Consider the following 26,133-nt stretch of genomic DNA (forward strand, 5'->3'; position numbering starts at 1 on the left):
TTCAAAATAATAATTTTATGCATTCAGGTAAAGCATATAAACTCTCAGAATTTCTTTTTTGGACAAGGAGAAACATCTACTGGCTTTTACTAATCGGCATTATGCCGGTTGTGTTGTATCAAATTTTTAATTTGAAATTTATTGCAATCCCCTGGACGGTTGTAGCCTTATTAGGTACAGCAACAGCATTTATAGTGGGTTTTAAAAATACACAAACATATAATCGCACCTGGGAAGCAAGACAGATCTGGGGAGCAATTCTTAATAGCAGCCGCTCCTGGGGTACAATAAGCAGAGACTTTTTAGATAATCCGGAAAAATCAAAAGAACTTGTTTATCGCCATTTTGCGTGGCTTACAGCTTTACGTTATGCCATGCGGGATAGCAGGTCCTGGGAAACCACTACTAAAGAATATAACCAGGAGTATAAAGCATTTTATACAATCCCTGAAAAAGAAACAACTTTAGAAACAGAGTTAGAAAAATATCTTTCAGCAGATGAATTGAAATATATTTTAACAACTAAAAATAAAGCGGCACAACTATTAAGTTTACAAAGTAAAACGATTAAAGAATTATATGATCGTAGGGCAATAGATGATTATCGTTTTGTAGAAATGCAACGGGCAATCAGAGATTTTTTTGATCAGCAAGGACGCAGTGAACGCATAAAGAACTTTCCTTATCCGAGACAATTCGCAACCATCAATTCATTATTTATCAAACTGTTTTGCTTTCTTTTACCATTTAGTATGTTAAAAGAATTTGACAAATTGAATGATGGTATTACAGGCATGCTCCAAGGTAATATGGTTTGGTTTGTTATTCCATTCAGCGTTTTAATATCTTGGGTATATACTTCGCTGGAGCAGGTGGGAGAGAGCACCGAAAATCCGTTTGAAGGAAGTGCAAACGATGTTCCTATTTCACAAATGAGCCGCACGATTGAAATTGACCTGAGGGAAATGCTTGGAGAGACAGATTTGCCGCCATCATTACAGCCAATCAATAATATTATTTTGTAAATTTTTATTGCAAGATATTTTAAACAGATTATGGAACAGGAAAAGGCTGGACAGATAAACAATATTTATTTTTCAATCCCTGAGTTTATATCAACCGGTAGAAGATACTTGTTATTTTTGTTTACGGATATGCACAAAATAAAAGTGGTGATTATTTAGCATATTCATACTTAACAAACTATAATTTTCAATGATTAAAGTACGCATAGTTATAATCACCTTTCTTTTATGTTGTAGCGCTCAGTCATGGGCGCAACTTAAATACCTATGCATAACAGTAGATGATTTACCTACTGTAACATATGGAGATAATTCAATTCCATTGGATTACACCATTACGAATGGATTGATACAAGCATTTAAAAAATATCAAATACCAGCAATCGGATATGTAGTAGAAGGCCAGTTATATAAAAACAATAAACTGGATTCAAGTAAAATTGAATTGCTCAGAATGTGGCTTGATAATGTTTTTGAATTGGGTAATCATACATACTCTCATCTCGACTATAATAATGTACCAGATTCAATATATTTTAAGGATATTTTAAAAGGCGGATTAATCACGAGTGAACTGCTTAAAAGATATAAGGACACCTTAAAATATTTTAGGCACCCTTATCTACACACTGGTATTACAGCGCAAAAGAGTGATATTTTGGCCGAATTTCTAGTGATGAATCAGTATGTAGTATCTCCGGTAACTATTGATAATGATGATTACCTTTTTGCTAAAGCATACCACAAGGCATATGCACAAAAAAATGATAGTTTAAAGAAATATATTGGCCGGTCTTATTTAGAATACATGGAGAAAAAACTTATTTATTTTGAACAGAAATCGCAGGAGGTTTTTCACAGGAGGATTACACAAACGCTATTGATTCATGCAAGCTTAATTAATTCAGATTATATGGATGAATTGGCCGCTATGTATCAACGCAATGGTTATACTTTTGTTTCCCAGTCTAAAGCCTTGGAAGATAAAGCATATCAAGAGCCAATAACTGTTTATAGCAGGAAAGGTCTTTCCTGGATATTTCGTTGTGGTTTGAGCAGAGGACTGAGTAATGAATTACTTACTGGAGATATTGAAACTCCAAACATTATTGTAAATATGGCTAATGATAAATAATTTATTTTCGGCTATGTTACAGGTGTATTGATTTATCGATAACGGTCTAAGTAAAATATATGCTTTATAAAATAATTATCTCTCTCGCACCAGTCTCTCCTCTCGCGCCAGTCTTTAGACTGGTGTGTATTATTCCGTAGTCTTTGACTGCATTATACCAGCCAATCCCGAAAGATCAATTCCGGTTTGCTCCTTCAGCTTTGCATCTTCAGCCCCCCGCTTTAAGCTTAGCAGCGCTAGTGCTTCTTTCTCCGTTTCAACCACCTTATATTCTGCAAATGCTTTGATATATTTTTCAATACCCGCATGTTTACCAAGCACGGTTATACAAACCGGAATTTTCTTTTGAAAAAGTTCCTGTAAAAACCGGAACATTGCGCCGGTAGGAGCTTCTGAATCAATACACTGAATGTGCAACGCCAGCGGTGCATCCGATTTTAACACCCAATTCAGGATATGCTGATATAAATACAGTTCAGAATAATTATCAACCTCTATTGTCTCAGCCTTCGGAAATTCAGCCTGAATATATTCGATCCAGGTAGAATGTTTAAAGGAACTGGCAGCAGGATTGATGCTTAATTGAAGAAATAACATAAGCAGTTTTGAAATCTTTAAGTAATATCTATTATTTTTGGTAAAATACAATATAATATGGAGTTAGCATTTTTGTATGAAAGCTTTTTAGAAAGCCGTTCCGTTACCACAGATACAAGAAAAGTAAAAAACGGAGATTTATTCTTCGCGTTAAAAGGACCTAATTTTAATGGAAATACCTTCGCTGCAACTGCTTTGGAAATGGGGGCAGCGTATGTTGTTGTTGATGAAGCAGAAGTAGTGCAGGACGATCGCTATGTACTGGTAGATGATGTACTTACAACCTTGCAGCAGCTCGCTAACCTGCACCGCCGCACACTCGGCATTCCCATTCTTGCTATTACAGGCTCAAATGGCAAAACCACAACCAAAGAATTGGTGAATGCCGTGATGAGCAAAAAATATAAAACCTATGCCACGGTTGGCAATCTGAATAATCACATAGGTATTCCGTTAACATTGCTTGCCATGGATGAAAGCATTGAATTCGGGATTGTTGAAATGGGGGCAAACCACCAGAAAGAAATTGCTTCGTATTGCAGCTTTGTTGAACCAAACTATGGTTTGATTAATAATGTGGGTAAAGCACACCTGGAAGGCTTCGGCGGTTTTGAAGGCGTGAAAAAAGGTAAAGGGGAATTGTATCAGTATTTATTTGAAACAAACGGCATTGCCTTTATCAATTCTAAAAACGAACACCTGATGGAAATGTCGCCCTTTGAAGCACCGGTTTTGTATGGCCGCAACAGTGATTTCTACAATGCAAAATTTTTAAAGAGTGATCCCTTCGTAGCATTCATTGCCGGCAACGAAGAACTCGTAGAAACAAAACTGGTAGGGGATTATAATTTCGATAATATTCTTGCCGCCTTATGCATCGGTAAATATTTTGGCGTGCCTTCTATCGCAGCCAACCAGGCGATTGAACAATACGATCCTACAAACAACCGTTCTCAGATTGTTAAGACGGAAAAAAATGAAGTGATCCTGGATTCATATAATGCAAACCCAACGTCAATGCGCGCCGCGATTGAAAATTTTGCTTCCCTGCAAAAAGAAAACAAAGTAGTGATCTTAGGTGATATGTACGAACTGGGTGAAGAAAGTGAAGTAGAGCATGCTAATATCGGCGCTTTATTGAATTTGCTGACAGATACAAAGATCATATTGATCGGTAAAAATATGGCCGCTGCTTCAAAGGAATGTACCGCTGCTGCATATATGGATACAAAAGAAGCAGCAGTGAATTTTCTGGTATCCAATCAGATTTTAAACAGTACAATTCTGTTGAAAGGCTCACGGGGAATGGGTTTGGAGAGTTTGATGCCCTTGCTGTAATCAATGTCTTTATATAAATAAATAGTAGAAAGCATTAGAATGACTATGAAAAAGAAAATTGTTGTAAGTCTGGTAGTAATTTTAGTATTGATTCAATTTGTACGGGTTGATAAAACAAATCCGCCTGTAGATATCCAACAGGATTTTATTACGATCACAAAACCTCCGGTAGAGGTTGCTGCCATATTAAAAACAGCTTGTTACGATTGCCATTCAAATGAAACCAAATATCCCTGGTACTTTAATGTGGCCCCGATTTCCTGGTGGGCAAAAGACCATGTGAATGATGGTAAAAAGCACTTGAATTATTCGATCTGGTCAACGTATAAAAAAGAAAGACAGGATCACAAATTAGATGAAATGTATGGGGAAGTGGAAGAAGGCGAAATGCCGTTATCTTCTTATACATTGGCACATAATGATGCTAAACTTTCACCGGAACAAAAGACACTTTTACTGAACTGGCTGCAGACGGTTAAATAAGATTGTCTGAATTAAGATTTGTAGGATTTAAGGATTATAGGATTTTTAATTGATTTCTGTAATTTTACGAATCTTAATTCTGATATATGATTTAAACATTTTTTTATAGTCTTTTAATTTTTTAATTCTACTAATTCTATTCCGCCGTGAATAGCCAATGAAAATGCAACAGGAAGATATAACACACAAAATTATAGGTTGTGCGATGAAAGTACACCGTACATTAGGAAATGGATTCGAAGAAGTTATTTATCAAAGAGCATTAGCTATTGAAATGGAAAGACAAGGCTTAGGTTACCAAAGAGAAATGGAAATGATAATTTTTTATGAGGGAATTGATATTGGTAAAAGAAGAGTTGATTTTTTCGTTGAAAATATAATAATGGTTGAATTAAAAGCAATAACTAAACTTGATGATTGTCACTTAGCTCAAGCTATGAATTATTGTCAAGCATATAACTTGCCATCAGGATTGCTGATAAATTTTGGTTCAAGAAGTATGGAATTTAAACGTGTATATAATTTAAATCACATAGACAATAGTTCATTCCGAAAAATAAGCAAAGAGTGATTATCTCTTAATTCTGATATATTCTTAAATATTTATAATCTTTTAATTCTTAAATCTTACTAATCCTAATTCAGACAATCTTCCTGTATTCGGTCGGCGACACACCGCTGGTCTTTTTAAAATACTTTGAAAAATACGATTGATCTGAAAAATGCAGTTGAAAGGCAATTTCCTGCACCGTTAGTTGCGTATGTGTTAAGAGCCGCTTTATTTCAAGTGTCATCCGGTCGTTGATAAAATCCGTTGGCGTACGTCCGGTAAATTCTTTTACCGTTTCACTTAAATGATTGGCCGTTACATGCAGCATGTCGGCGTATTCTTTTACGCCAATGTTCTCCGTGCACTTTTCTTCGATCAGTTGTTTGAAACGTTTAATTAAAATGTGTCCTTTTTTTAATTGCGTTCCGTCTGCCTGTGGATACAGGCGTTTGCATTGGATCAGGATCAGATCCAGTAAGGCGTGCGTTGCTTCCTGACTGTCTAAGGCATCTGTATTTACTTCAAGGATTGCTTTTTTAAATAACGAATCAAGTTCTTCGATAGCGCTTGCTTTTGTTAAATACAACGGTGGATTATTGTATTGCAGCGAATAGAAAAAAGGGAACTCAAATAATTTATACGGATCATTTTTATTGGATAAATAAAAACCGGAGCTGAATAAAAAGATGTATCCGTAAATATCCGGTGAGAAAGAAATTTCATGGATTTGCCCCGGAGACAGAAAGAATACGGTGTTTGGTTTGATCTCGTATTCCTGCAGGTCAATAATATACGTGCCGGTGCCTTTTGTTATAAATAGAATTTCATAGAAATCATCGTGGCGGTGCGGATAGGCAACTTTGAAATCTCGGTCTTTATTAAAAATTTCAACATTGTATTGCGCACCATCGGCCGTTTTTTTTGAAAACTTATCAATGGAATAAACAGGAATATGTTCGGGTTTATGCTTCATTGCAGCTTCATGAAATCATAGGTATAATCGTGCGGCGGCGAAAGATTTTCTTTTACGACCAACGGGCTCACCCACCGAAGTAAATTTAAAACAGAGCCAGCTTTGTCGTTTGTGCCGGATAAGCGTGCACCGCCGAAAGGCTGCTGATTCACAACCGCGCCGGTAGGTTTATCATTGATGTATAAATTTCCTGCACTGTAATACAAGGCTTTTTTAGCCTCCTCAATGATTGCGCTATCTGCAGCAAAAATACTTCCGGTAAGCGCATACGGTGTAGTTGTGTCAACTATACCCAGTACCTGGTTCCATTCGGAATCTTTATATACATACACAGTAAGTACCGGGCCGAAAATCTCTTCGCGCATGGTAACGTATTGCGGATTGCTGGCTTCTATAATTGTAGGCTCAATAAAATAACCGATGGATTTATCATATTTTCCGCCGGCGATGATACTTGCTTCCGGATCTTTTTTAGCAGCATCGATGTAGCGTACAATTTTATCAAATGCTTTTTCGTCTATTACAGCATTTATGAAATTTGAAAAATCTTCTACCGTTCCCATTTTAATTTCATCAAGCATATGAACGATATGTTCCCTAACCGAAGGCCAGATGGAAGCTGGAATATACGCTCTTGAAGCAGCAGAACATTTTTGTCCCTGGTATTCAAAAGCGCCCCGCACAAGCGCTACAGATAAAGCCTGTACATCGCAGGAGGCGTGTGCCAGTACAAAATCTTTTCCGCCTGTTTCGCCAACAATACGCGGAAAATTCTGGTACAGGTCAATGTTGTTGTGAATGGTTGTTGAAATCTGCTTGAATACAGCTGTGCTTCCTGTAAAGTGAAGTCCTGCAAATTGCCGGTGCTGAAAAATAATATCCCCGGTTACTGGTCCGTCTGTATAGATTAAATTAATGACACCATTTGGCAAGCCCGCTTCTATCAAAACTTTCATAATGATACGCGCGGAATAGATTTGTGTGTATGCGGGTTTCCATACTACCGTATTGCCCATTAATGCGGGTGCAGCAGGCAGGTTGCCTGCAATGGCTGTAAAGTTGAAGGGTGTTAAAGCAAAGATAAATCCTTCGAGCGGACGGTAGATCATTCTGTTAATGATACCTTCGTGCGAACATGGCTGGATGGTTTCAATTTCATACGCAAAAGCCACATTCAAACGGAAAAAATCAATCAGTTCGCAGGCCGAATCAATTTCAGCCTGGTACACATTTTTAGACTGGCCCAGCATGGTAGCGGCATTGATCTCTGCCCGATAGGTTGTAGAAATCAGGTCTGCAGCTTTTAGAAATACTGCTGCCCGTTCTTTCAGTGATTTGACTGCCCAGCTGTGTTTGGCATGCAGCGCTGCCGAGATCGCATTTGAAACATGTACCCCTTTTCCTTCGCAGAAATAACCCAGTGTATAGGCATGCTCATGCGGAGGTGCTATACGGACATGCTGATCGGTAAATACTTCTTTCCCATTAATGATCATGGGTATGATTACTTCAGCAGCTTTAAGTTCAGTTATTTTTTGCTGAACGGCAGAACGCTCCGCAGAGCCGGGTGCATAGTGCAACAGGGTTTCGTTTATTTTTTCCGGTTTAATAGTCATCTGCACTGCGGTTTAAAAACGTATTATAAAATATGCTTTAATTCAATTAAATTTGTTATTTCAAACTGAATGTCTTCTGTATGTGTTTTTTTCTCCGGATTGTAGAATACATTTCCGATACCCATTAATTTTGCACCGAGCACATCTGCATACAGATCATCACCAATCATGATACTCGTTTCAGCAGCACTGCCTGTTGTTTGCAGGGCATATTCGAAAATCTGGGGTTCCGGTTTTTTGTATCCGGTATGATCTGCATGAATGAGGCTGTCAAAATATTTTTCCAAACCGGAATGTTTCATTTTAACATGCTGCGTTTCAGAAAAACCATTTGTGATAATATGCAAGGAATAACCTTTCTCCTTCAGATAATCTAAAATCTCAAATGAATTAACATGTACGTGTGGTTTCGTCGGACATAATTCTATGAAATGTGTATCAATGCGTGCCGGTACGTTATCTGCATGAATACCCAGCATCTGGAACGTACGCGGAAAACGTTCTGTACGCAGTTCTTCTTTTGTTACTTCATTTCTGTGGAAGCCAGCCCACATGCTGTCGTTGATATGCCGGTATGTTTTTTGAAAATCAGGAACACTAAAACCAAATTGCGCTAATTCATATATCGTATATAATTCCTGCAACGTTTCGGCACAGTTTAAATTGAAGTCCCATAACGTATGATCTAAATCGAAGAATACCGTTTTATATGTTTTCATATTATACCTTTAATTTCAACCTCTCAACCGCGATGTCATTTACTAAATGGCTTTCAACAATTTCTGCGACATCTGCCGGTTCAACTTTTCCATAAAAAACACCTTCCGGATACACAACGAGCGCAGGGCCGTTTGCACAGACATCAATACAGCCGGCACGTTGCGCGCGGATATCGACAGCAAGCTTACGCTCTCTGATTTCTTTTTTAAATAATTCTACAAGCGCCATGCCGCGCTCTTCTCCACAACATTCTTTTCCATTCGGACGTTCGTTGGTGCAAATGAAAACGTGCTTTTTAAATTTCATATGTGTTGGTGTATACGTGTTTCAGTTAAATCGGATGTGTTAGACCGGGAAGTATGGGAAGGTATTTCGTTTTTTAAAGGCAAATTACAGATCCGGAACTTTATAAATCTTTTTCCGGATGTGTTGTTTCCGGATAGCCAGTTCATTGTTGGCATATAGTGTTCTGTATTCGATCAGGTCTTTATAAAGCTGAGGCTCTTTTCCAAATAGCCTGAACAACTGCTTAAGAATATCAATATAGGTTTCGTTGATGTAATAATACACCCATTGATCTACTTTACGGTATTTTAACAGACCAATAGACTTAAGAATGCTTAAATGGCGTGAAGTTTTTGTTTGTGTATAATCAAGGATGAGTTCCAGATCGGAAATACACATTTCATCATTGATCAAAATAAGATTTAAAATCCGTATTCTGGATTCGTCGCTAAACGCTTTCAGGATCTCGGAACCTTTTTGAATATCAACTGTTTTTAATCGTATCATGTATATTCGCCTAATCAAATATACTGAATTACTTAGAGTAAAACCCTTATTTTACACAATAATTCGCTTTAAATGCTGTTCAAGATAGTATTGATGCCCGTAATTTTTTACCTTGTAGTATTAATTGATATAGTTCGTTGAGAAAAAATATATTTATAAAACTTATAGCATGTGTTGGATTGATGCTGGTATTTGGAGTTTCACAGGCTCAATCTCCCAGAAAAATCATTCAATTTTCAGGTTTGATCGTATCTGGTGATAGTGCGTATGGGACCCCTGGAGTATATATTTTTGTGCCTAAAGAAGGGCGCGGTACGATGTCAAATGCGATCGGATATTTCTCTATGGCAGTATTGACGGGTGATAGTGTAGTAATTAAATCGGTAGGTTATAAAGAAAAGAATTTTATTGTTCCGTATACACTGGAAGATAAGGTTTCGGTAATTATTGAAATTCTGGAAGACACACTGTACATGCCCATCATAGAAATTACACCTTGGCCTACAGAACGTTTATTCAAAGAAGCATTCATTGCACTTCAGCTGCCTGAAAAAGAATATACCAATATGCATAACAACCTGAATGAGCAGGTGCTGAAACGCATGATGTATAATATGGGTGCAGACGGACATGCAAACTCCAGATACTATCTGCAGCAGCAGACGCTTTCAACAGAAAATCAATATTTTTCTCCGACACTTTCGCTTACCAATCCTTTTGCCTGGAAAAATTTTATTGACGGCGTGAAAAGAGGAGATCTCAAAAAGACCTATCCGAATCAGGTTATTCCGGATGATGAGTAAGCAGTCCGCCTAACATGCACAACAGATTGAACTAAATAAAATAGTTTTAAATTGAATCAGCACAGATTTTAAATTTATTTTTCAGTATTTCAATTGCAAATTTGGAAAAATGAAAAAATAGTTTCTACCTTTGGATTATGAACACAACATATAAATGTACACTTACAGTCCTTTGGGCAGTCGCATCACACGTGACTGGGCGGGCTATATAGGTATATTTATAACCATACATATATCAAAAAGCCCGTCTGGATTAGTCGGGCTTTTTTTATTAAACAAAAATGTAAAATGATTTTATCGCACACACATATCTGGAAATGCTCTGTTGCCTCTCTGAAAGCGGCAGTCGTGGCAGTCTATATCCGAGTCTGGGTGGAATAAATATATCGTATTATGTTACTGATTTATTGAAGGCCTCCCGTGAAAATGGAAGGCCTTTTTCTTTGTCATCATTTTAAAATAGCTATATGAAAACTACAAGTACAACAACAAACCTATTCGCAAATCGTGTAAACAGTGTTCCGCAATCTTTCATTCGGGAAATCTTAAAAGTTGCTTCAAATCCCGCCATTACTTCGTTTGCAGGCGGATTGCCCAATCCGGCATTCTTTCCGGTAAAAGAATTAGAACTTTCAGCGGCACGTGTATTCCAACAGGAGGGGATGCAGGCATTGCAGTATACATCAACGGAGGGGTATTATCCGTTGCGGGAATTTATTTCTCACCGGTATCGACAGCGGTATAATTTAGACATTCCGCCTGAACAGATCCTGATCACAAACGGCTCTCAGCAGGCGCTTGATCTGATCGGTAAAATCTTTATCAATCCCGGCGATCATGTATTGATGGAACGCCCTACCTATTTGGGTGCGTTGCAGTGCCTGTCTATGTTTCAGCCAAACTTTCAGGAAGTACTATTGAATGCAGACGGGATTGATATTGATGACCTGGAAGATCAGTTATGGTCTAATCCGATAAAATTATTTTACAGCATTCCAAACTTTCAGAACCCAACAGGTATCCGCTACAGTAAAGCAATTCGGGAGCAGGCGATGCAGGTACTTGGCAGATACAATACGATTGTTATTGAAGATGATCCGTATGGAGATATATTCTTTAATGGAGAAGAACTTCCGCCGTTGTATAGTTTTATGCCGGAGAAAACAATTTTATTAGGTTCTTTTTCTAAAACCATTGCACCAGGTTTACGCCTAGGCTGGATGGTAGCGAGCGAAGAAATCATCCGCAAAGCAACGATCATGAAACAGGCGTCAGACTTACATTCCGGCAATTTGACACAACATATTTTGTATCGGTTTTTAACAGCGTATTCAGTAGATGCACATATTAAAACCATACAGGATGTTTACCGGTTTCAACGTGATACCATGATGAGTTGCCTGAAACAGTATTTCCCGTCATCTATAAAATATACACATCCGCAGGGAGGTATGTTTGCGTGGGTAACATTGCCGGAAGAAATTACCGCGCGTGAATTGTTAGCGAAAGCAATTGAGCAGGATATTATTTTTGTACCCGGAGATGCATTTTATGCAAGTAACCCGGATACACAGACACTGCGTTTGAATTATTCAAATGTAGAAGAAGCGGCCATGCGCAAAGCCATGAATACACTGGGGGGTATGGTTGCCAGTCTGGTAGAAGTATAGCAGGAAGTTTATTTTTTGAAATTATGAGAAATAACATACTTGCAGTAATCCGTTACATGAATGTGGCGGAGATACAACGGAATATCTTTTTAATTCAGGCACGGATATATTTTAGTATAAATGGGTTTTTATACAAATCGAAAAAAAAGTTCCGGAGGAAGTGTAAATGCTGGATGGATGAAGGGATGAAAGATTTTTATTCGATGGTTAAGAACCATAAAAGGTGAAAGCTATTATCCTGAATAGTTGTAATGTTAAATAAAAAACGCCTTCCATTGGAAGGCGTTTTCAGTAGAAAAATGCATCTGTAATTATTTCGTTACAACTAATTTTTTAACCGCAATAGTACTTTCCTGCGTAACCGTAACCAGGTAGAAACCTTTTGCAAGTGCACTGATGTTTACATCAATTTTATTGACGCTTGTGGTATATGGAACACCAATGTTTTGTCCCTGTTCATTTACAACTCGTATTGTAGCCGATTCAAGATTCAGGTCGGATGTGATCTGAACAGACTCTGAAGCAGGGTTGGGTGAAAGATTTGTTCCTGCCGAAACATCGGTAGCATCATTGCTCATTCTGGCTTGCGTATCACCGCATGCAGGCGGAATAATGTCGTTGCTGAAATAAATGGTGAAATCACCATTCTTATTTACGAGTACAAAATTCCCATTGTTTGTGATAACATAATAATCGCCATCAAGTCCTGCAATACCTGTGTTGTTTAAGGTAACAGAAGGGGATGCAGAACCGAATGTGTGTGTACTGTTTGCTTTCAGATCAATATAATAAGGCGCCGTATTGAACAGGTTGAAAGAAAAATTCCACAATCCATTATTTTGCAGGTCCCAGTGAATAGCAAAGAGACTTACAGCAGAAAGGTCAGGGCCTCCGTCGCCGAGTACGTATGCATGTGTGTATTGTTTATACGAGATCGATGGTAAAGCAGTTGCCAGCGGTGCGCCGTAGGTACATTGTTCAGGTCCTCCGATTTTAAATGTCATGGTATCACCTACAGCACTTACACTGTGAAGCCGGATACCGGATTCAGAGCCATTCCACCAGCGGGCATCCGGCAAGGTTTCATCATTGAATCTGGTTTTGTAACCTGCTTTGTATAAGTCACCGTATGAACCGCCGTTAACGTCGTGTTCTAATTCAAACAAGCCGTCTGCCTGCTCGAGGGAGACAAAGAAGTGTCTGTCCTCTGTCATTTCGTTTGCGCTGTTGTTCCCTGCTTTGTCGATGTGCCAGATCAGCAGGCCATCGTCAGGCAGCGAGGCACTGCGTCCTGTACGTGTTCTGCTTTCAATTACAAACAATTCGTTGCTGTTGGATGGATTGTTAATAATGTATGACTGATTAAAATTAGAATACGTAGCAAACGTTCCGGTTGTAGCTGTGATATCGGTATAATCTTCCCATCCGGCATCTATTCTTAAATAGGCATTAGGCGGCACAGGATTAGTAGAAGAACCCTGATACGCCATCAGACAATAATTGCCGATGCCTAACGAACTCCCGCTGGTATTGTAATCATAATCATACAGATCAGGCCAATGCATCAGCATGTGTCCGTTTTCATGACAGGTAGTTGCAATCGTAAGCGTTTCACCTATATTGGTCATCTGATAGGCCCCGGAGTTTACACCGTCTGCACTGAAGTCATTGTAACCGCCTGCATGCGGCCACAGTCCTTTCGCCCAGCCCATGGTAGGATAGCCCGCATACATTAAGTTAATCGCCCTTATGGAAGATCCTTCAACAGAAAGCGTAGAAAAGTTAAAGCCCTGTGCATCTGCCCATGTTAATGCCTCGTGAATTAATTCAGCTACATGCGGGTTTATAGTATCTTCATAATAGGTCTTAGGATGGATCGCTCTGTAATAACCTAAAACAGCATTGGTATAGTTTAATTGATTGTTTGATACAGCCCAATAGTAGTCATGTACAGATCCATTGTTTCCAAAATCTGTATAGCCTGTCTCATTAAAAAAACGTTCAATCGAATCTCTGCTAATGGCCCTTGGTTCATCAGAAAAATCAATCAGAATAGCCAATCCTTTTGCAGTACCGCTTAAAGGTGCAGCCTCACGAAATGTTGAACTGCGCTGGTTTGCAGAACCTGTAACTGGAGGATTCAGACGAACCCTGTTTGCTGCACGGATTTGGTCCGCAGCGGTTCGGTTGATATCTATTTTCTTTGGAATGTCTGGAAGCGTTGCTGTTCGGCCAGTATATATAATTCCGGTTGGAAGTAATGAGTTCCCGTCGGCAGAAAGTACTGCATAAGTAATCCATCCTGCTGTATCTCGTGTAAGCGTGTAACCATCGATGCTTTCTACACGCTGATAAAATTCATCGCCCCATACTTTTACAGTCACAAGACTTGCATCGGGTTGTTTTAATTTAAATTCAGTTCCAAAGTATGGAGCTGCATGTGCAGCCATGGTTATTAAAAAAGCACATAGGATATTCAATATCGTTTTATATGCTGTATGTTTTTTCTTCATAAAGGCGGTTGTTTAAAAATAATAAATAATAAAATTCAAAATCGAATGAAAATGTTTCAAAGGGTTGTTGCCCAGCTCCGGTAAAAATAGTCAGCATGTTGAAAGATGAATCCTTTTTAAATGGAATAACAAGTGAACTTATCTAAATAATTTTTTTATAGGCATAGGGTAGGGGTTTAAGTTACATGAAAATAGAATAGCTGCTAAAAGGCTGTATATATACAACTGAATGGTCAATATAAAGCAGAAGAAATTGTTTTAGCAATAAAGCACAGTAGTATTTATTATTTTTTAACAATGGTATATCCCTTTAAATACGTAGGTTTAAACACGTATGAGAAAAAAATAAATTATTATACGAATTATACAAGAGGCCCATTTTATTGTGTAAACAAGAGTGTTTCAACAAATGAATAACACCAAAGAGAATAGAATTTTGTGTAAAGGTGTTCTATTAAAATAAAGTAGTCATACGTTTTATTGGAGCGCTTCTTTCAAAGAAGCGCAGTGGTTTTTTAATGTTTCAGAACAGGGAAGCAGTATGAAAAGGATAGTTAAAGAATAGTAGTATTGTAATGCATTTGTAATAAAAAAAAGAGGCTAGTTGAAAGCCTCTCTTTTTATTGCAATGCTAAAATGAAATCTCAATCGCTCGATCTATTAATTTTGCCTCTGCACTTTAAAAGTGCAATCTGTTCAGTAGTATTTTTTAGATAAATGATAAATTTGGTTTTATCCGAACTTAATTCAAATACAAATTCTACTTCCTGATCCGGATTGTTTTTATAAACTTCCTTATATGCATTGAAAATTTCTTTTTCATCAAAAAAATATTCCCCGGCAAATTTATTCCCCGCGGCATCATAATATCTGAAAAGAATATCATGTGGAATAGCTCTTTTTTGGGATGAATTTTTGGTTAATTTTTCACCTGTTATGTGTTCAAATTCTGCATTGAATTGGATTAGGAATATTTCATGCAGGCGCGAATTTTCACTTAATATAATTTTAGGTCGCCAGTTATATCTTATTCGATAACTATCCCATAAGTCAAATTTAAATCCTTCTTCTTTGTGTTTTAATGCTTCCGGTCGTCTTCCTAATACATAATTCACATATTTATTTCTGTCTTCTTCGCCCTGCGGATTGAAAAACTCCCAGTCCATATCGGTTTTTGTTGCCTGATATCTGCCAACTTCAATTTGCCTTTCGGAAGATCTAAGCCATATAACAATCATTCCTCCAGGTGCAAATCCTAAAATAATAGATCGAAAAGATTCTTTAGGAACATAAGGACTATTGTTAAATTCTTCTCTAAATAATTTGACTACGCTGTCATGCGGAAATATAAACTCTCCGGTATAAAACTGGTTTTCTATAAAAGATAAATAAGTGATTTTAAAACGTTCCGGTATGGGTTTGAAATCTTCGCCTACAGCCATGGTCATGCCATCTGCGCCCCAGCCTTCTTCTAAAATTCCTCCATTGGGTATGCTTACCCAGGTAGTGCCATTATAAAAATCTCCGCTGTGTATGCGTACGGGATACCCTTTGGGTGCACCTACGCCCGGGAGCCATTCAAATTTTTCTGTTTCCATTGCTGTTGTCTGACATGAAGTAATGGTTATTTGCAAAAGAGCAAATAACAGTGTTAATACAATTGTTTTTTTCATTATCCTGTATAGTTAATTCTTCTTCTTTTTCCTGATTGTATGTTTGGGTCCATGCCAATGCCGTCATAATTAGCCGACCAATGCAAATACTTATTCCGTAATTCCAGTAACATGTAATGATCTTCAATCCGCTGTTTTAATACCGGATAATCGGCAAACGCATCCGGATTTAGCGGCAGTGGAATCGGTGCTTGCATCTTTGGAACTACGGATGTTGAATACCCTTGCGGACCGGACAGTATAGGAGTGGTGTCAAACGTTTTGGATTTGAAACCGGGCCTTGCTATTTTAATCTGCTCGTCCAATTCGTTACCTGTATAAAATTCCAGCGCTGCGGCATTATTGAATAAAGCAGCATTTAACCTTTTATAAACGGTGTTTAAAAAATCTCCTCTGATTTCAAATTCTTTTGCTAAGTCTTCTTTGAAACGCAGATAAACAGGTTTCCGGGAAGCATGATTCCGCATCACATGTAAGGCAATAAAACTATACATGTTGCTTAAGTTACGTGTACCCGATAATTTGCCGATAATATCGTGCATCTCCAGTTCACGGTCGAGGTACCAGCCTTGTTCTATCAGCTGTTTTTTTCCTGCTTGGAGCACTTCTTCGCTGCCAACGATCAATTCATCCACACGTTCTACCGCATGATCCACATAACAGCCGCCGATATCGCTGTGCGCGCCTGGCAGGTATTTGGTCAGGCCTTTGCTGCCGGCACTCTGAATCTGGATCAAAGGGAAGTTTTCCCGGTGTTCATCTGCAGCAACCAGATGCAGGCTTGATTTTGCATGACTGACTGCATTGAGACGAAGGTCTGCTACATCATTTGATTTATTTGTGCCATGAGAAGAAACGGTATCAAATAAACCGGCAAAACGTATTTCCAGCATTTCAAATTCAACACCGTATTTCTTCAGGTATTTTCCCAAAGCACCGTTAGCCGGTTCAGCAGCTACTTCATAAGATCCTGATACTGCATAGCCGGTATTGTAATAGCCTGTATAGGCTGGTTTGCCGGGCTTGTTTATTTCATAGATGAAATTACGCGCTGCCGCCGCACCACGGCTGAAACCAAATACATCAATGGTAAGTTTTGTAATTCTCTTTCCTTTTAAATTGATTGCATTGATTTTCTCTGCCGTCTGCTGACACCCTTTCTCAACCTTAGCTAAGATGCCTGTAGAACCTTCACCCAGCGCCACACCGGGGAATAAGTTATCTGATTTGTAATCAATTGTGCCGATGCCTTCTACGTATACTGCGCCGCGCCTGTTTGCTGCGTGCGTTGTATCTTCTTCGTAGTATTTAAATAAGCGTGCTACGTTGGATAAATCATTTTCATAGCTGTCGTCCTTTTTATTGCTGCTCGCTTCATAGTAGCCGGCTTTTGTGGCATCATACGGCCAAACCTTGTCGTTATAAGGCTTACGGCGCATCTTTTTATCGTATTCCAGACGGGCTTCGGTATTATTCTTGTTATTTCCGGTTCCATCAAAAAAAACGCTGATGGCAATAGCTATTTTTTCTTCCGGATCTTCTTCTGCTATTTGTGCAGGAAGATCGTACGCAAAATTATTTCGCTGTCCGCTATCGGTTATTTTAATATCTACACCGCCATACAAACATTTGATTGTACTTTTAAGCAGTAAGGGAGATTCATTCTGTATTTTAAAACTACCGGTATGCTGCCATTTGTCCAGCTGTATAACAGATGCACAGGCGGAAGATGAGTTGAAGCTTTTGGAACAGGTGCCCGGGAACAGCACATTAGGTTTACCTTTGTCTACTACAGTTGCAGCCTGCTTTCCCTGTATTGCAGGCGTGTCGTACGTTACTTTTAATATACCTTGTGGATTGCTGCATAAGGTACACTGCAATTTTGCTCCATCCACAACCAGTTTTTGTTTTTCATCTGATTTTCTAACTTCTTTTTTTATTTCTGCTTTTTTTTGCTGCTCTGCAATAATTACCTTTTCTTCGGGTGATGCATCCGGGCCGGCAGGATCATTTGCGTTATCAAACGGTTTTGATTCCATATTTGAAAGCATAAAAAATGAAGCTATTGAATAAATGATTTTTTCAAACCAATCCATGTTGCTGAATAATTAATAGTGAAACATTCTGTTTTGATTTCTTTGAAACAAACATCAAGTTGCCCATCTAAGTACATACAGCTTCCTGTGCAGGAGAGATGTTGAGGTACTTCCGAACCTTTTATCTGAAGAGTTACGTGCTGTTGTGTGTCTGTTGTGATTAACTGAATATGCAGCTTTTCTTCCATGCTGATGGATGAAAGATCTTCTTCATAGACACTTCTGACATGATGGATCGGTTCTTTTAAATTAAAATTCTTATAGCCATTAAAATATAAACCGTAGTTCGATGGCAGTAGAAGATATGAAATAATACTTTCCTGATTCTGCATCAATGTATCCATGTCAGATATATACATACGATATGCTTCATCATCATGATCCTGTAAAATTTCAATCCGGTGCACGTTCCATACTTGCTGCAAATAGCCGAAATTATGAATCTGAATAATCTTCCCTGTTTTGTCGGTACTTACAACCAGCAGGTCAAAAACTTCTGACAATAGTAATTGCAGTCTTCTTGAAGGATCGGGTTGACGGATATCTGTAAAATATGCATGAAGGCATGTTAAACAATACTTGCTTTTACCTTCAATTTCACCAAAAGAAACAATTTCAACCGTTCTGTGAAATGTAGTTGACGCAGGCTTTCCCTGGTCATCGATTAATTCTTTGACATATGCAAAAGCAATGGTCTGCGTATGCCCAAACGGAAGAGGCCGGATGTATATTGGTTCCTGAATAGCAGATTTCTGAAGCATATGTATTAAAAATTAAAAAGTATTCAAAAATAGTTCTTATGAAAGAACCGTAAAAAACTTCGTTGTAAGATAAGACGAATAAAATAAAAATGAGATGTGTTTGAATGAATAAACGTATGGATAAATTCGATTTTAACGTATGTTAATATTTGGTTGAGAATATAAATCAGTGATAGATTAAAAATAATGTTAAAACGTAAAGCATAGTATAAACCTGTTACTGAATGCTTTTACAAACAGGTTCATGACTGATGTTGAAATTGCAGGAGTTTGCAATAAAACACATCTTGTTCGCTTCCTGGTGTAAGGCATTCGCTTCTTTTATGCGGCTGATATCGGTAATGGTGACAATGGGATGCAGAGTAACGTTTATAAATTTTCCGCTGCCGTTATCGGATTCTTCCATAATACCTATAGGGGTATCTTCGTATGCAACTACTACAATACCGGCGCTGGAACATAGGTGCAGATACCATAACATATGGCAGGAGGAGAGTGATGATAAAAACAGATCCTCCGGATTGTGCTTTGTTTTATCTCCTCTGAAAGCCGGATCGGACGTAGCTTGTATGTCTGCTTTATTTTCTATTGAAATAATATGGCTGCGATGGTAGCTTTTATAATCCGTAGTGCCCATTCCGGTATTCCCCGTCCAGATTATTTTTGATTTATACGTGTGTAGCGTGGACATAAATATTGTATGTTAAACTAAATGTAAATTATATTACGGTATGCAGGTTATTGACTTGGCTTCTTTGTTCTGAGTATTCGGAATATAGTACTTTTATCATCTACAACTAGTACCTAATAACAGAAAACTATTTTATCTGCGCATACCGATTGCTTAAGTACTGAATGATTTCTTCATCCCATTTTGCACGGTGAGAGAAATATTTAATTAACCGATCGTACGCAGCAATCTTCTTCGCCTTCGTTTCTGCTTCTTCATTGATCATAAAGAGGTCGCCTAATAAAGGAGCTTTGTCTTTAACATCTCTGTCTTTTTTGATTTCGTCAAATAGTATATCGTATAGGTCGTCTTGTTGTGGCATAATACTATGTTGAAATGTTATAAACCAATTGCTTTAAGCCATTCCGGAGTGGGTAATACAAGCTTACGTTCTTTCACGCTGAATAGGCCTACTGTAAATTCAGCAATGCAGCATTGCTCTCCGTTGCGAAGCATTTTCTGTACAATCTTACCGATTTTACCTTCGTAGGAAAGCATTTGCGATTCAATACTGATTTGTTCCCGCAGGCGAAGTTCTTTCAGAAATTTAATATTGATCTCAAGAATGGTTGGTCCAAGCCCAGTTTCACGGATGTAAGAAAGCCCGTAACCGTTTTGTGTGATCAATTCCCATCGGGCTTCTTCTAAGATGCTTAGGTAGGTAGCATTGTTTACATGACCGAATGTATCCAGGTGGTGTTCACGGATGGTTAACGGATAATGAAAAACGGCAGCATTTTCTATGTTCATAATGAAAATATTTTATATTACACGCCTTCGTAGTAAGCATCTTTATTGAAATGGTATCCATCATAAATTAATGTATCCGTTTTTTCAATAATGATTAACTTTTTATCAAAATAGGTATGTTTGTATTTAATGATAATGGCAGGTTTTGTTGATGGGTGTCTATCAAAAGGAATAAGTTCTCTTTCTGTTTTGTTAATACATTTAAAGTCTGTTTCATCGCACATGCCTTCGTTGGAATTATGTGTTTCAATATAAATCAAGCTTGAGAAGTCTTCTGTATTGAAATATTCTGCAGCAGACATCGTTGTGCCGCCACCAATCCATCCATCTTCAAACTTCAGGGAGGTTAATATGTTTTTATTTGAATCTTTAAATTCAACGATACTCACGCGGGCACCCTGGCCCATAGTACCTTTAGTGGTTAGATGTTTTTTAAAAGATTTGATTTTATAATGGTCTCCTTCCTGAATTACATGTGCTATGCTATAGTCCGCGTTACACGGATGACAATAATGAGGGCTGCCATCTGTTAATGTTTCATATGAAGTAAATAAGATAATATGCGTTGTTCCTAAATTAAAAATGGTATCGACAACTGTATGAATGTAATCGTCATCCGAGGTTTTCATTTGTATGGATTCCAGATCTTGTTTCCAGAAAGCGGTATCGTTAACAATTTTTACCGGTTTTAAAAACGTTTCAAGGAGATCGGTTTTATTAAGACTTTTTAAAAAGGAGATTGTCTGCAGCTCTACTGAATCTTGTGCCCTGCCGGCTAAGGTTGAATCCTTAACCTTCGGATCTAAGGAGTTTTTGGTGTTACAGGAAACAATACATAAACTTAAAATAATAAGAGGTAAAAATACAGCTGTTTTCATATTCTATATTAAATCAAATTTTACATAAATAAAAATGCTCCTCAATTTATGTAAGGAGCATTTTTATTTTAAATCTTAGTTCCCCACGATTAAAATCGTGGGCTATGCAAAGTCGTGGTAATCTAAATTTCCTTCCGTTTGGTTCGTCGCGGCGAATTGTCTTTTTTATTATTTGGAATTTCACTCCGCTCTTTAATAAAACATCAGAACATAAATCCCACCTTCTTCAAATCTTCCCAGTATAACGGGTAGGATTTGTTTACTACCGATGGTTCTTCGATTGTTACCTTACCTAACAAGGCAAGCGGCGCAAACGCCATTGCCATGCGGTGATCTTCGTAGGTATGTACCGATTGTCCGTCTACCTTGAAGGTACCCGGCACAACTTTATAGGTAACATCTTTTTCAATCTCGATCATGTCTGCACCAAACTTGCGCAGTTCATTCTGGATCGCTGCAATACGATCCGTTTCTTTGATACGTAAACTTTGCAATCCGCTTAATGTTCCTTCTACACCTTTGGCTGCAAGGATCACAGCAACTGTTTGTGCCAGGTCCGGACAGTCGGTAAAATCCCAAACTAAGTTTCCTTTAACAGGCTGTTTGGTTAGTTTTAATCCGTCTGCAGTGAATTCTGTCTTCACACCCAACTGATCCATGATGTCAACAATCACGTGATCACCTTGAAGTGAATTTTTAACATAGCCTTTCAATTCAATGTTGGCTTCTTTTGCAAGCGCCGCCACACTGAACCAGTAGCTGGAACCAGACCAATCTGATTCAACTTTATACTGAGCCGGTTTGTATGTCTGATGAGAAATTTTTATGATGTTGTCTTTCCACTCCGATGTTACGCCAAAGTGTTCCATCAAACGCAACGTCATTTCAATATATGGCTTCGAACCTACGTGCCCTAACAATTCGATCGTTAAACCTTTTGGTAGTACAGGTGCGATCATCAACAAGGCGGTGATGTATTGCGAACTCACATCACCTTTGATCTTGATGTAATCTGTTTTTGCTAATTCCGGTTTGAACGGATGAATGAGAATAGGCGGGTAACCTTCTTTTTCTTTGTATTCAATCACAGCACCAAGCTCACGTAAGGCGTCAACCAGTAATTTGATCGGACGCTCTTTCATACGTGGCGTGCCTGTCATTTCACGCGGCTTGCCGTTGAAGGCACTGAATGCTGTTAAGAAACGCATGGTGGTGCCGGCATCCAGTACATCCCAGACAGGATTGCTGTCGGAGTCTAACAAACGGATCATCGTTTGTGTATCGCGCGCGTTGGATAAATTATCTAATTGTGATTTTCTTCCCGTAAGTGCATCGATCACCAATACACGATTACTCTCGCTTTTAGAAGCAGGAGGCGTGATGGTATGATTTACAACACCGGAAGTATGTGTGATGTGAAAGGCTTGTGCCGTTGTATCAGAGGCTTGCATAGTAGTGTAAAGATGCGGTGATCTCTTCTTTAGTTAAAGATATATTGTAATTAGCGGTGCCTACTTTTTCTAATAAAGAAAACTGTACGGCTCCGTGTTCGTTTTTCTTGTCCTGAAGGGTAAGCGGAACAATCAGATCGATCTCGGTAAATAAAATATGTGTATGTCCGTAAATCGAAAGAATATACGCTTCGATCTCTTTATGTTCCGCTTCTGTGATAAATCCTTTTTGTACAGAAAGCCAGGACTCACAGACCATACCGGCAGCAATGGCTTCGCCATGCAGCAGACGTTTGTGCGGAATGAATAGAAAATGGCTTTCTATGGCATGCCCAACGGTATGGCCGAAGTTTAATATTTTACGAAGACCTTTTTCCAACGGATCTTCGATCGTAATCTTTTCTTTAATTGTAACAGAATGTTTTGCCAGTGCCATCCAATCTAATTTTGTCAGATCGGTTACGGTTTTAATTTCATTCCATTTTGCTTTATCAGCGATCAGACAATGTTTGATGACCTCTGCATAACCCGAACGCAATTCCTTTGCATCGAGTGTTTGTAAAAACGTCGGATCAATAATTACTGCAACGGGTACATTAAATACGCCGATGTGATTTTTGAAAACGTTTTCGTGTGCATCGGTAAAGTCGATACCCAGCTTGCCGCCAACACTTGCATCTACCTGCGACAGGAGGGTAGTAGGAATCTGAATAAAGTCAATGCCTCGTTTGTAGGTAGAAGCACAGAAGCCGCCCATATCACCGATTACGCCGCCGCCAAGATTTACCAGCAACGCTTTACGATCCAGCGCAAGCTCTGTCATTTGTGACCAGATTACAGAACAGGTTTCAAGTGTTTTTTCTTTTTCTCCGCTTTTGATCTCGATAATATTCTCTGTTGAGAATAGATCAGCGATAAGCGGAAGGCAGTGTTTTTTTGTATTCTCATCAACCAGCACACAAACGGTTGAGTACTTTCCAAGGAAAGGCTGCAGCGTTTGTTTTGTCTGTTGTGTAAAAAGTATTTCAGAAGCCATGTTCAGCAGTCGCTTTAAAATCCAAACCCCCAACGGATTGTTGAGGGTTTGGGTATTGTATGATTGTGAATGTATTAAGAATCAACTTATGCTTTTGATTCAACCGCTTTCATAATTTCTGTTTGTCTGCGGATAGATTCTTCGTGCACCAATTTGAATACGTCCACAACGAATTCTTCATTGATACCTAATTTCTTCGCTAACTCAGAACGGTTTTTCATGATATCATCCCAACGTTTTACCTGAAGCGTAGTAACGTTGTTATCTCTTTTGTATTCGCCGATTTTCTCAACAACAGCCATACGTGTAGCAAGTGTTTCCACTAATTCACGGTCAATGTTGTCAATTTTCTCACGTAATTCTTCTAAGTGATCATTGAAGTCAACGTTTGTTGTAGACTGTGTACGGATTTTAAGATCTGTTAAGATCTCACCTAAACGCTCAGGAGTTACCTGCTGGTCTGCATCAGACCATGCTTTGTCCGGATCGATGTGTGTTTCAATCATCAAACCATCGAAGCCAAGATCCATTGCCTTCTGAGAAATTTCAAATATAAGATCTCTTTTACCACCAATGTGACTAGGGTCACAAATGATTGGAATTTGAGGAGCGATACGTTTTAATTCAATTGGAATAGACCATGTCGGAACGTTACGGAATTTCGATTTATCGATCGTAGAGAAACCACGGTGGATAGCAGCTAAATCACGAACACCTGCGCGATAGAAACGCTCAAATGCACCGATCCATAAGCCAAGCTCAGGGTGCGTAGGGTTTTTGATCAATACGGCTTTGTCTTTAACACCAGCCATAGCATCTGCCATTTCCTGAATAGCAAACGGGCTCACAGTAGTACGGGCACCTACCCATAGAACGTCAACGCCATATTTTAACGCCAGTTCAATATGTTCCGGATTCGCAACTTCAGTACCGATCTGGATACCTAGTTCTTTTTTAACTTCTGCCAACCATTTCAAACCTTCTTCTCCTGATCCTTCAAAAGCGTTCGGTCTAGTTCTTGGTTTCCAGATACCGGCACGTAATACATCAACTTTACCTAAGTCTTTTAAAAGCTTGGCTGTTGACATCAACTGCTCAGGTGTTTCGGCGCTACAAGGGCCAGCGATGATCAAAGGCTTGTGGTTAGTTTTTGCCCAAGATTCAATCGGATTTACGTTTAATTCTACTTTCATATTCTACGCTTTTATCATCCTGTCAACAAAAACAGAGTACTTTCCGTTCTATATTGTAAGATGAAAACCTTACACACTATTAATTTCAGCGATACTGCTATCGCATTTGCTTCAAAATCAACGAAGGAATTGAAACACATGAAGTTTCTTTTCCGCACGATGGCATGGAGCAAGATCACAAATATAAGTGTTTCTTTCTTAAAATTCGCATTAAAGTACCATTTTCCCATCAAAAATATTGTCCGAAATACCCTCTTTAAACAATTTTGCGGCGGCGAAACCTACTGGGAATGTGGTACAACCATGGAGAAACTGCATGCATCGGGCATTTTTTCTATCCCGGATTACAGCGTGGAAGGCAAGGAAGATGAAGCATCTTTCAATCAGACAGTCAAAGAGTTAGTGAAAGGAATTGAGCTCGCAGCGGGTCTTCCGATGGTATCTTTTTCAGTGTTTAAAATGAGTGGAATTGCGCGTTTTGCTTTGCTTGAAAAGATTCAGCGCGGTGAGCAACTTTCGGCAGATGAAAGCAAAGAATTTGATCGGGTGAAAGAGCGTGTAACACGATTGTGTTTTGAAGCTGAAACGCATAATGTGCGCCTGATGGTTGATGCCGAAGAAACATGGATACAAACGGCTATAGATGTGTTGTACGTTGGATACATGAAGCGTTTCAATGCACAGCGCCCGATTCTTTTTCTTACCATACAGCTGTATCGCAAAGATGGATTGGAGCGTTTAAAAAACATGTATGCACAGGCACAAAAAGAAGGATATCACATAGGTTTTAAGCTGGTGCGCGGCGCGTATATGGAAAAGGAACGGGCACGGGCAAACGAACTAAAATATCCGTCCCCGATAAATGATACAAAAGAACAGACCGATGCGTTGTACAACCAAGCCGTTTCGTTTTGTCTGCACGAAGATATTGCAACCTGCATTGCCACACACAACCAGCTGAGCATTGAAAGAGCTGTGCGTGAGATGGATCCCAAAGACCAGCAGATATCAGGTTTTGCGCAGCTGTATGGTATGGGAGATTTTCTGAGTTACAACCTGGCACATGCAGGATACAACGTTTCAAAATATCTGCCGTATGGTCCGCTGCGTGAAGTGATGCCCTATCTGTTCAGAAGAGCAGAAGAAAATAAATCCATCACCGGCGAAACAACACGTGAGTTATTTTTTATTGAGAAAGAATTGAAGAGGCGAAAGGCAGCAGGCTTTAAGCTTAAAGCTTAAAACATCTATGCTGGCGCAAGGTTTTCCTTGTGCCTTCTATTAGTTACAATCAGGCACAAGGAAAACCTTGCGCCGGTTAGCAGCTATTTGCGCGGCTGCTGAGTGCTA

Annotated in this window: 25 protein-coding genes; 8 read left to right on the forward strand and 17 right to left on the reverse strand. The window is 38.8% G+C overall.

Annotation, left to right across the window (positions count from 1 at the left end):
• The first annotated feature begins 17 nt into the window (after positions 1 to 17).
• Both CHU_RS03425 and CHU_RS03430 read left to right on the forward strand, forming a co-directional pair.
• The gene (locus CHU_RS03425) at positions 18 to 1,025 is read left to right on the forward strand and encodes a bestrophin family protein (protein WP_011584099.1); all 1,008 of its coding nucleotides are present in this window, start codon (positions 18 to 20) and stop codon (positions 1,023 to 1,025) included.
• Between the two features lie 190 nt (positions 1,026 to 1,215).
• Positions 1,216 to 2,160 (forward strand): polysaccharide deacetylase family protein, encoded by a 945-nt coding sequence (locus tag CHU_RS03430; protein ID WP_011584100.1) that lies wholly within the window; start codon positions 1,216 to 1,218, stop codon positions 2,158 to 2,160.
• A gap of 129 nt (positions 2,161 to 2,289) precedes the next feature.
• Here CHU_RS03430 and CHU_RS03435 read toward each other — a convergent pair whose 3' ends face one another.
• The gene (locus CHU_RS03435) at positions 2,290 to 2,757 is read right to left on the reverse strand and encodes a hypothetical protein (RefSeq protein ID WP_177254136.1); all 468 of its coding nucleotides are present in this window, start codon (positions 2,755 to 2,757) and stop codon (positions 2,290 to 2,292) included.
• Between the two features lie 57 nt (positions 2,758 to 2,814).
• Here CHU_RS03435 and murF point away from each other — a divergent pair, with 57 nt between their 5' ends.
• From murF to CHU_RS03450, 3 genes are all read left to right on the forward strand, one after another.
• Entirely contained in the window at positions 2,815 to 4,095 is a 1,281-nt protein-coding gene (gene murF, locus CHU_RS03440) for a UDP-N-acetylmuramoyl-tripeptide--D-alanyl-D-alanine ligase (protein ID WP_011584102.1), read from the forward strand.
• A 45-nt stretch (positions 4,096 to 4,140) separates the two neighbouring features.
• Complete coding sequence (locus CHU_RS03445) at positions 4,141 to 4,578, forward strand: heme-binding domain-containing protein (protein ID WP_011584103.1); 438 nt, start codon at positions 4,141 to 4,143, stop codon at positions 4,576 to 4,578.
• A gap of 157 nt (positions 4,579 to 4,735) precedes the next feature.
• A complete protein-coding gene (locus tag CHU_RS03450) occupies positions 4,736 to 5,149 on the forward strand; it encodes a GxxExxY protein (RefSeq protein WP_011584104.1) in 414 nt (137 codons plus the stop codon).
• A 70-nt stretch (positions 5,150 to 5,219) separates the two neighbouring features.
• On the opposite strand, the gene CHU_RS03455 is transcribed toward CHU_RS03450, so the two are convergent.
• From CHU_RS03455 to CHU_RS03475, 5 genes are all read right to left on the reverse strand, one after another.
• The gene (locus CHU_RS03455) at positions 5,220 to 6,101 is read right to left on the reverse strand and encodes a helix-turn-helix domain-containing protein (protein WP_011584105.1); all 882 of its coding nucleotides are present in this window, start codon (positions 6,099 to 6,101) and stop codon (positions 5,220 to 5,222) included.
• On the reverse strand, positions 6,098 to 7,717 hold the full coding sequence (gene pruA, locus CHU_RS03460) for an L-glutamate gamma-semialdehyde dehydrogenase (protein ID WP_041932165.1): 1,620 nt from the start codon (positions 7,715 to 7,717) through the stop codon (positions 6,098 to 6,100). Before pruA ends, CHU_RS03455 begins: the two co-directional genes overlap by 4 nt.
• Before the next feature lie 23 nt (positions 7,718 to 7,740).
• Complete coding sequence (locus CHU_RS03465; protein ID WP_011584107.1) at positions 7,741 to 8,436, reverse strand: YjjG family noncanonical pyrimidine nucleotidase; 696 nt, start codon at positions 8,434 to 8,436, stop codon at positions 7,741 to 7,743.
• Between the two features lies 1 nt (position 8,437).
• Positions 8,438 to 8,743, reverse strand: a complete 306-nt coding sequence (locus CHU_RS03470) for a (2Fe-2S) ferredoxin domain-containing protein (protein WP_011584108.1) — start codon at positions 8,741 to 8,743, stop codon at positions 8,438 to 8,440.
• Positions 8,744 to 8,827: 84 nt separating this feature from the next.
• A complete protein-coding gene (locus CHU_RS03475) occupies positions 8,828 to 9,229 on the reverse strand; it encodes an ArsR/SmtB family transcription factor (protein ID WP_049755436.1) in 402 nt (133 codons plus the stop codon).
• Positions 9,230 to 9,411: 182 nt separating this feature from the next.
• Between CHU_RS03475 and CHU_RS03480 the strand changes: the two genes are divergently transcribed.
• A complete protein-coding gene (locus tag CHU_RS03480; RefSeq protein ID WP_049755437.1) occupies positions 9,412 to 10,032 on the forward strand; it encodes a membrane receptor RagA in 621 nt (206 codons plus the stop codon).
• Positions 10,033 to 10,499: 467 nt separating this feature from the next.
• Entirely contained in the window at positions 10,500 to 11,702 is a 1,203-nt protein-coding gene (locus CHU_RS03485) for a PLP-dependent aminotransferase family protein (RefSeq protein ID WP_011584111.1), read from the forward strand.
• Positions 11,703 to 12,013: 311 nt separating this feature from the next.
• Here the strand turns inward: CHU_RS03485 and CHU_RS03495 are convergent, their stop codons facing one another.
• The 11 genes from CHU_RS03495 to CHU_RS03545 all read right to left on the reverse strand — a co-directional run bounded on the left by CHU_RS03495 (position 12,014) and on the right by CHU_RS03545 (position 24,783).
• Positions 12,014 to 14,215 (reverse strand): M6 family metalloprotease domain-containing protein, encoded by a 2,202-nt coding sequence (locus CHU_RS03495; protein ID WP_011584112.1) that lies wholly within the window; start codon positions 14,213 to 14,215, stop codon positions 12,014 to 12,016.
• A 644-nt stretch (positions 14,216 to 14,859) separates the two neighbouring features.
• Complete coding sequence (locus CHU_RS03500; RefSeq protein WP_011584113.1) at positions 14,860 to 15,888, reverse strand: DUF2931 family protein; 1,029 nt, start codon at positions 15,886 to 15,888, stop codon at positions 14,860 to 14,862.
• Complete coding sequence (locus CHU_RS03505) at positions 15,888 to 17,984, reverse strand: PAAR-like protein (RefSeq protein WP_011584114.1); 2,097 nt, start codon at positions 17,982 to 17,984, stop codon at positions 15,888 to 15,890. The genes CHU_RS03500 and CHU_RS03505 overlap by 1 nt, the downstream gene beginning before the upstream one ends.
• Positions 17,951 to 18,745, reverse strand: coding sequence for a hypothetical protein (locus CHU_RS03510; protein WP_011584115.1), 795 nt, complete (start codon positions 18,743 to 18,745; stop codon positions 17,951 to 17,953). Before CHU_RS03510 ends, CHU_RS03505 begins: the two co-directional genes overlap by 34 nt.
• 217 nt (positions 18,746 to 18,962) lie before the next feature.
• Positions 18,963 to 19,436 carry an OsmC family protein gene (locus CHU_RS03515; protein WP_011584116.1) on the reverse strand — a complete coding sequence of 158 codons (474 nt, stop codon included), beginning with the start codon at positions 19,434 to 19,436 and terminating at the stop codon, positions 18,963 to 18,965.
• Positions 19,437 to 19,563: 127 nt separating this feature from the next.
• Positions 19,564 to 19,797, reverse strand: a complete 234-nt coding sequence (locus tag CHU_RS03520) for a hypothetical protein (protein WP_011584117.1) — start codon at positions 19,795 to 19,797, stop codon at positions 19,564 to 19,566.
• Between the two features lie 17 nt (positions 19,798 to 19,814).
• Positions 19,815 to 20,225 carry an acyl-CoA thioesterase gene (locus tag CHU_RS03525; RefSeq protein ID WP_011584118.1) on the reverse strand — a complete coding sequence of 137 codons (411 nt, stop codon included), beginning with the start codon at positions 20,223 to 20,225 and terminating at the stop codon, positions 19,815 to 19,817.
• A gap of 17 nt (positions 20,226 to 20,242) precedes the next feature.
• Positions 20,243 to 21,103, reverse strand: a complete 861-nt coding sequence (locus tag CHU_RS03530; RefSeq protein ID WP_011584119.1) for a hypothetical protein — start codon at positions 21,101 to 21,103, stop codon at positions 20,243 to 20,245.
• Between the two features lie 203 nt (positions 21,104 to 21,306).
• Positions 21,307 to 22,554 carry a 3-phosphoshikimate 1-carboxyvinyltransferase gene (locus tag CHU_RS03535; protein ID WP_011584120.1) on the reverse strand — a complete coding sequence of 416 codons (1,248 nt, stop codon included), beginning with the start codon at positions 22,552 to 22,554 and terminating at the stop codon, positions 21,307 to 21,309.
• Positions 22,541 to 23,590, reverse strand: coding sequence for a 3-dehydroquinate synthase (aroB, locus tag CHU_RS03540; RefSeq protein ID WP_011584121.1), 1,050 nt, complete (start codon positions 23,588 to 23,590; stop codon positions 22,541 to 22,543). The genes CHU_RS03535 and aroB overlap by 14 nt, the downstream gene beginning before the upstream one ends.
• Before the next feature lie 86 nt (positions 23,591 to 23,676).
• Positions 23,677 to 24,783, reverse strand: coding sequence for a chorismate mutase (locus tag CHU_RS03545; protein WP_011584122.1), 1,107 nt, complete (start codon positions 24,781 to 24,783; stop codon positions 23,677 to 23,679).
• Between the two features lie 60 nt (positions 24,784 to 24,843).
• Here CHU_RS03545 and CHU_RS03550 point away from each other — a divergent pair, with 60 nt between their 5' ends.
• On the forward strand, positions 24,844 to 26,025 hold the full coding sequence (locus tag CHU_RS03550; RefSeq protein WP_011584123.1) for a proline dehydrogenase family protein: 1,182 nt from the start codon (positions 24,844 to 24,846) through the stop codon (positions 26,023 to 26,025).
• Positions 26,026 to 26,133 lie beyond the last annotated feature (108 nt).

Source organism: Cytophaga hutchinsonii ATCC 33406 (assembly GCF_000014145.1).
Lineage (GTDB): Bacteria > Bacteroidota > Bacteroidia > Cytophagales > Cytophagaceae > Cytophaga > Cytophaga hutchinsonii.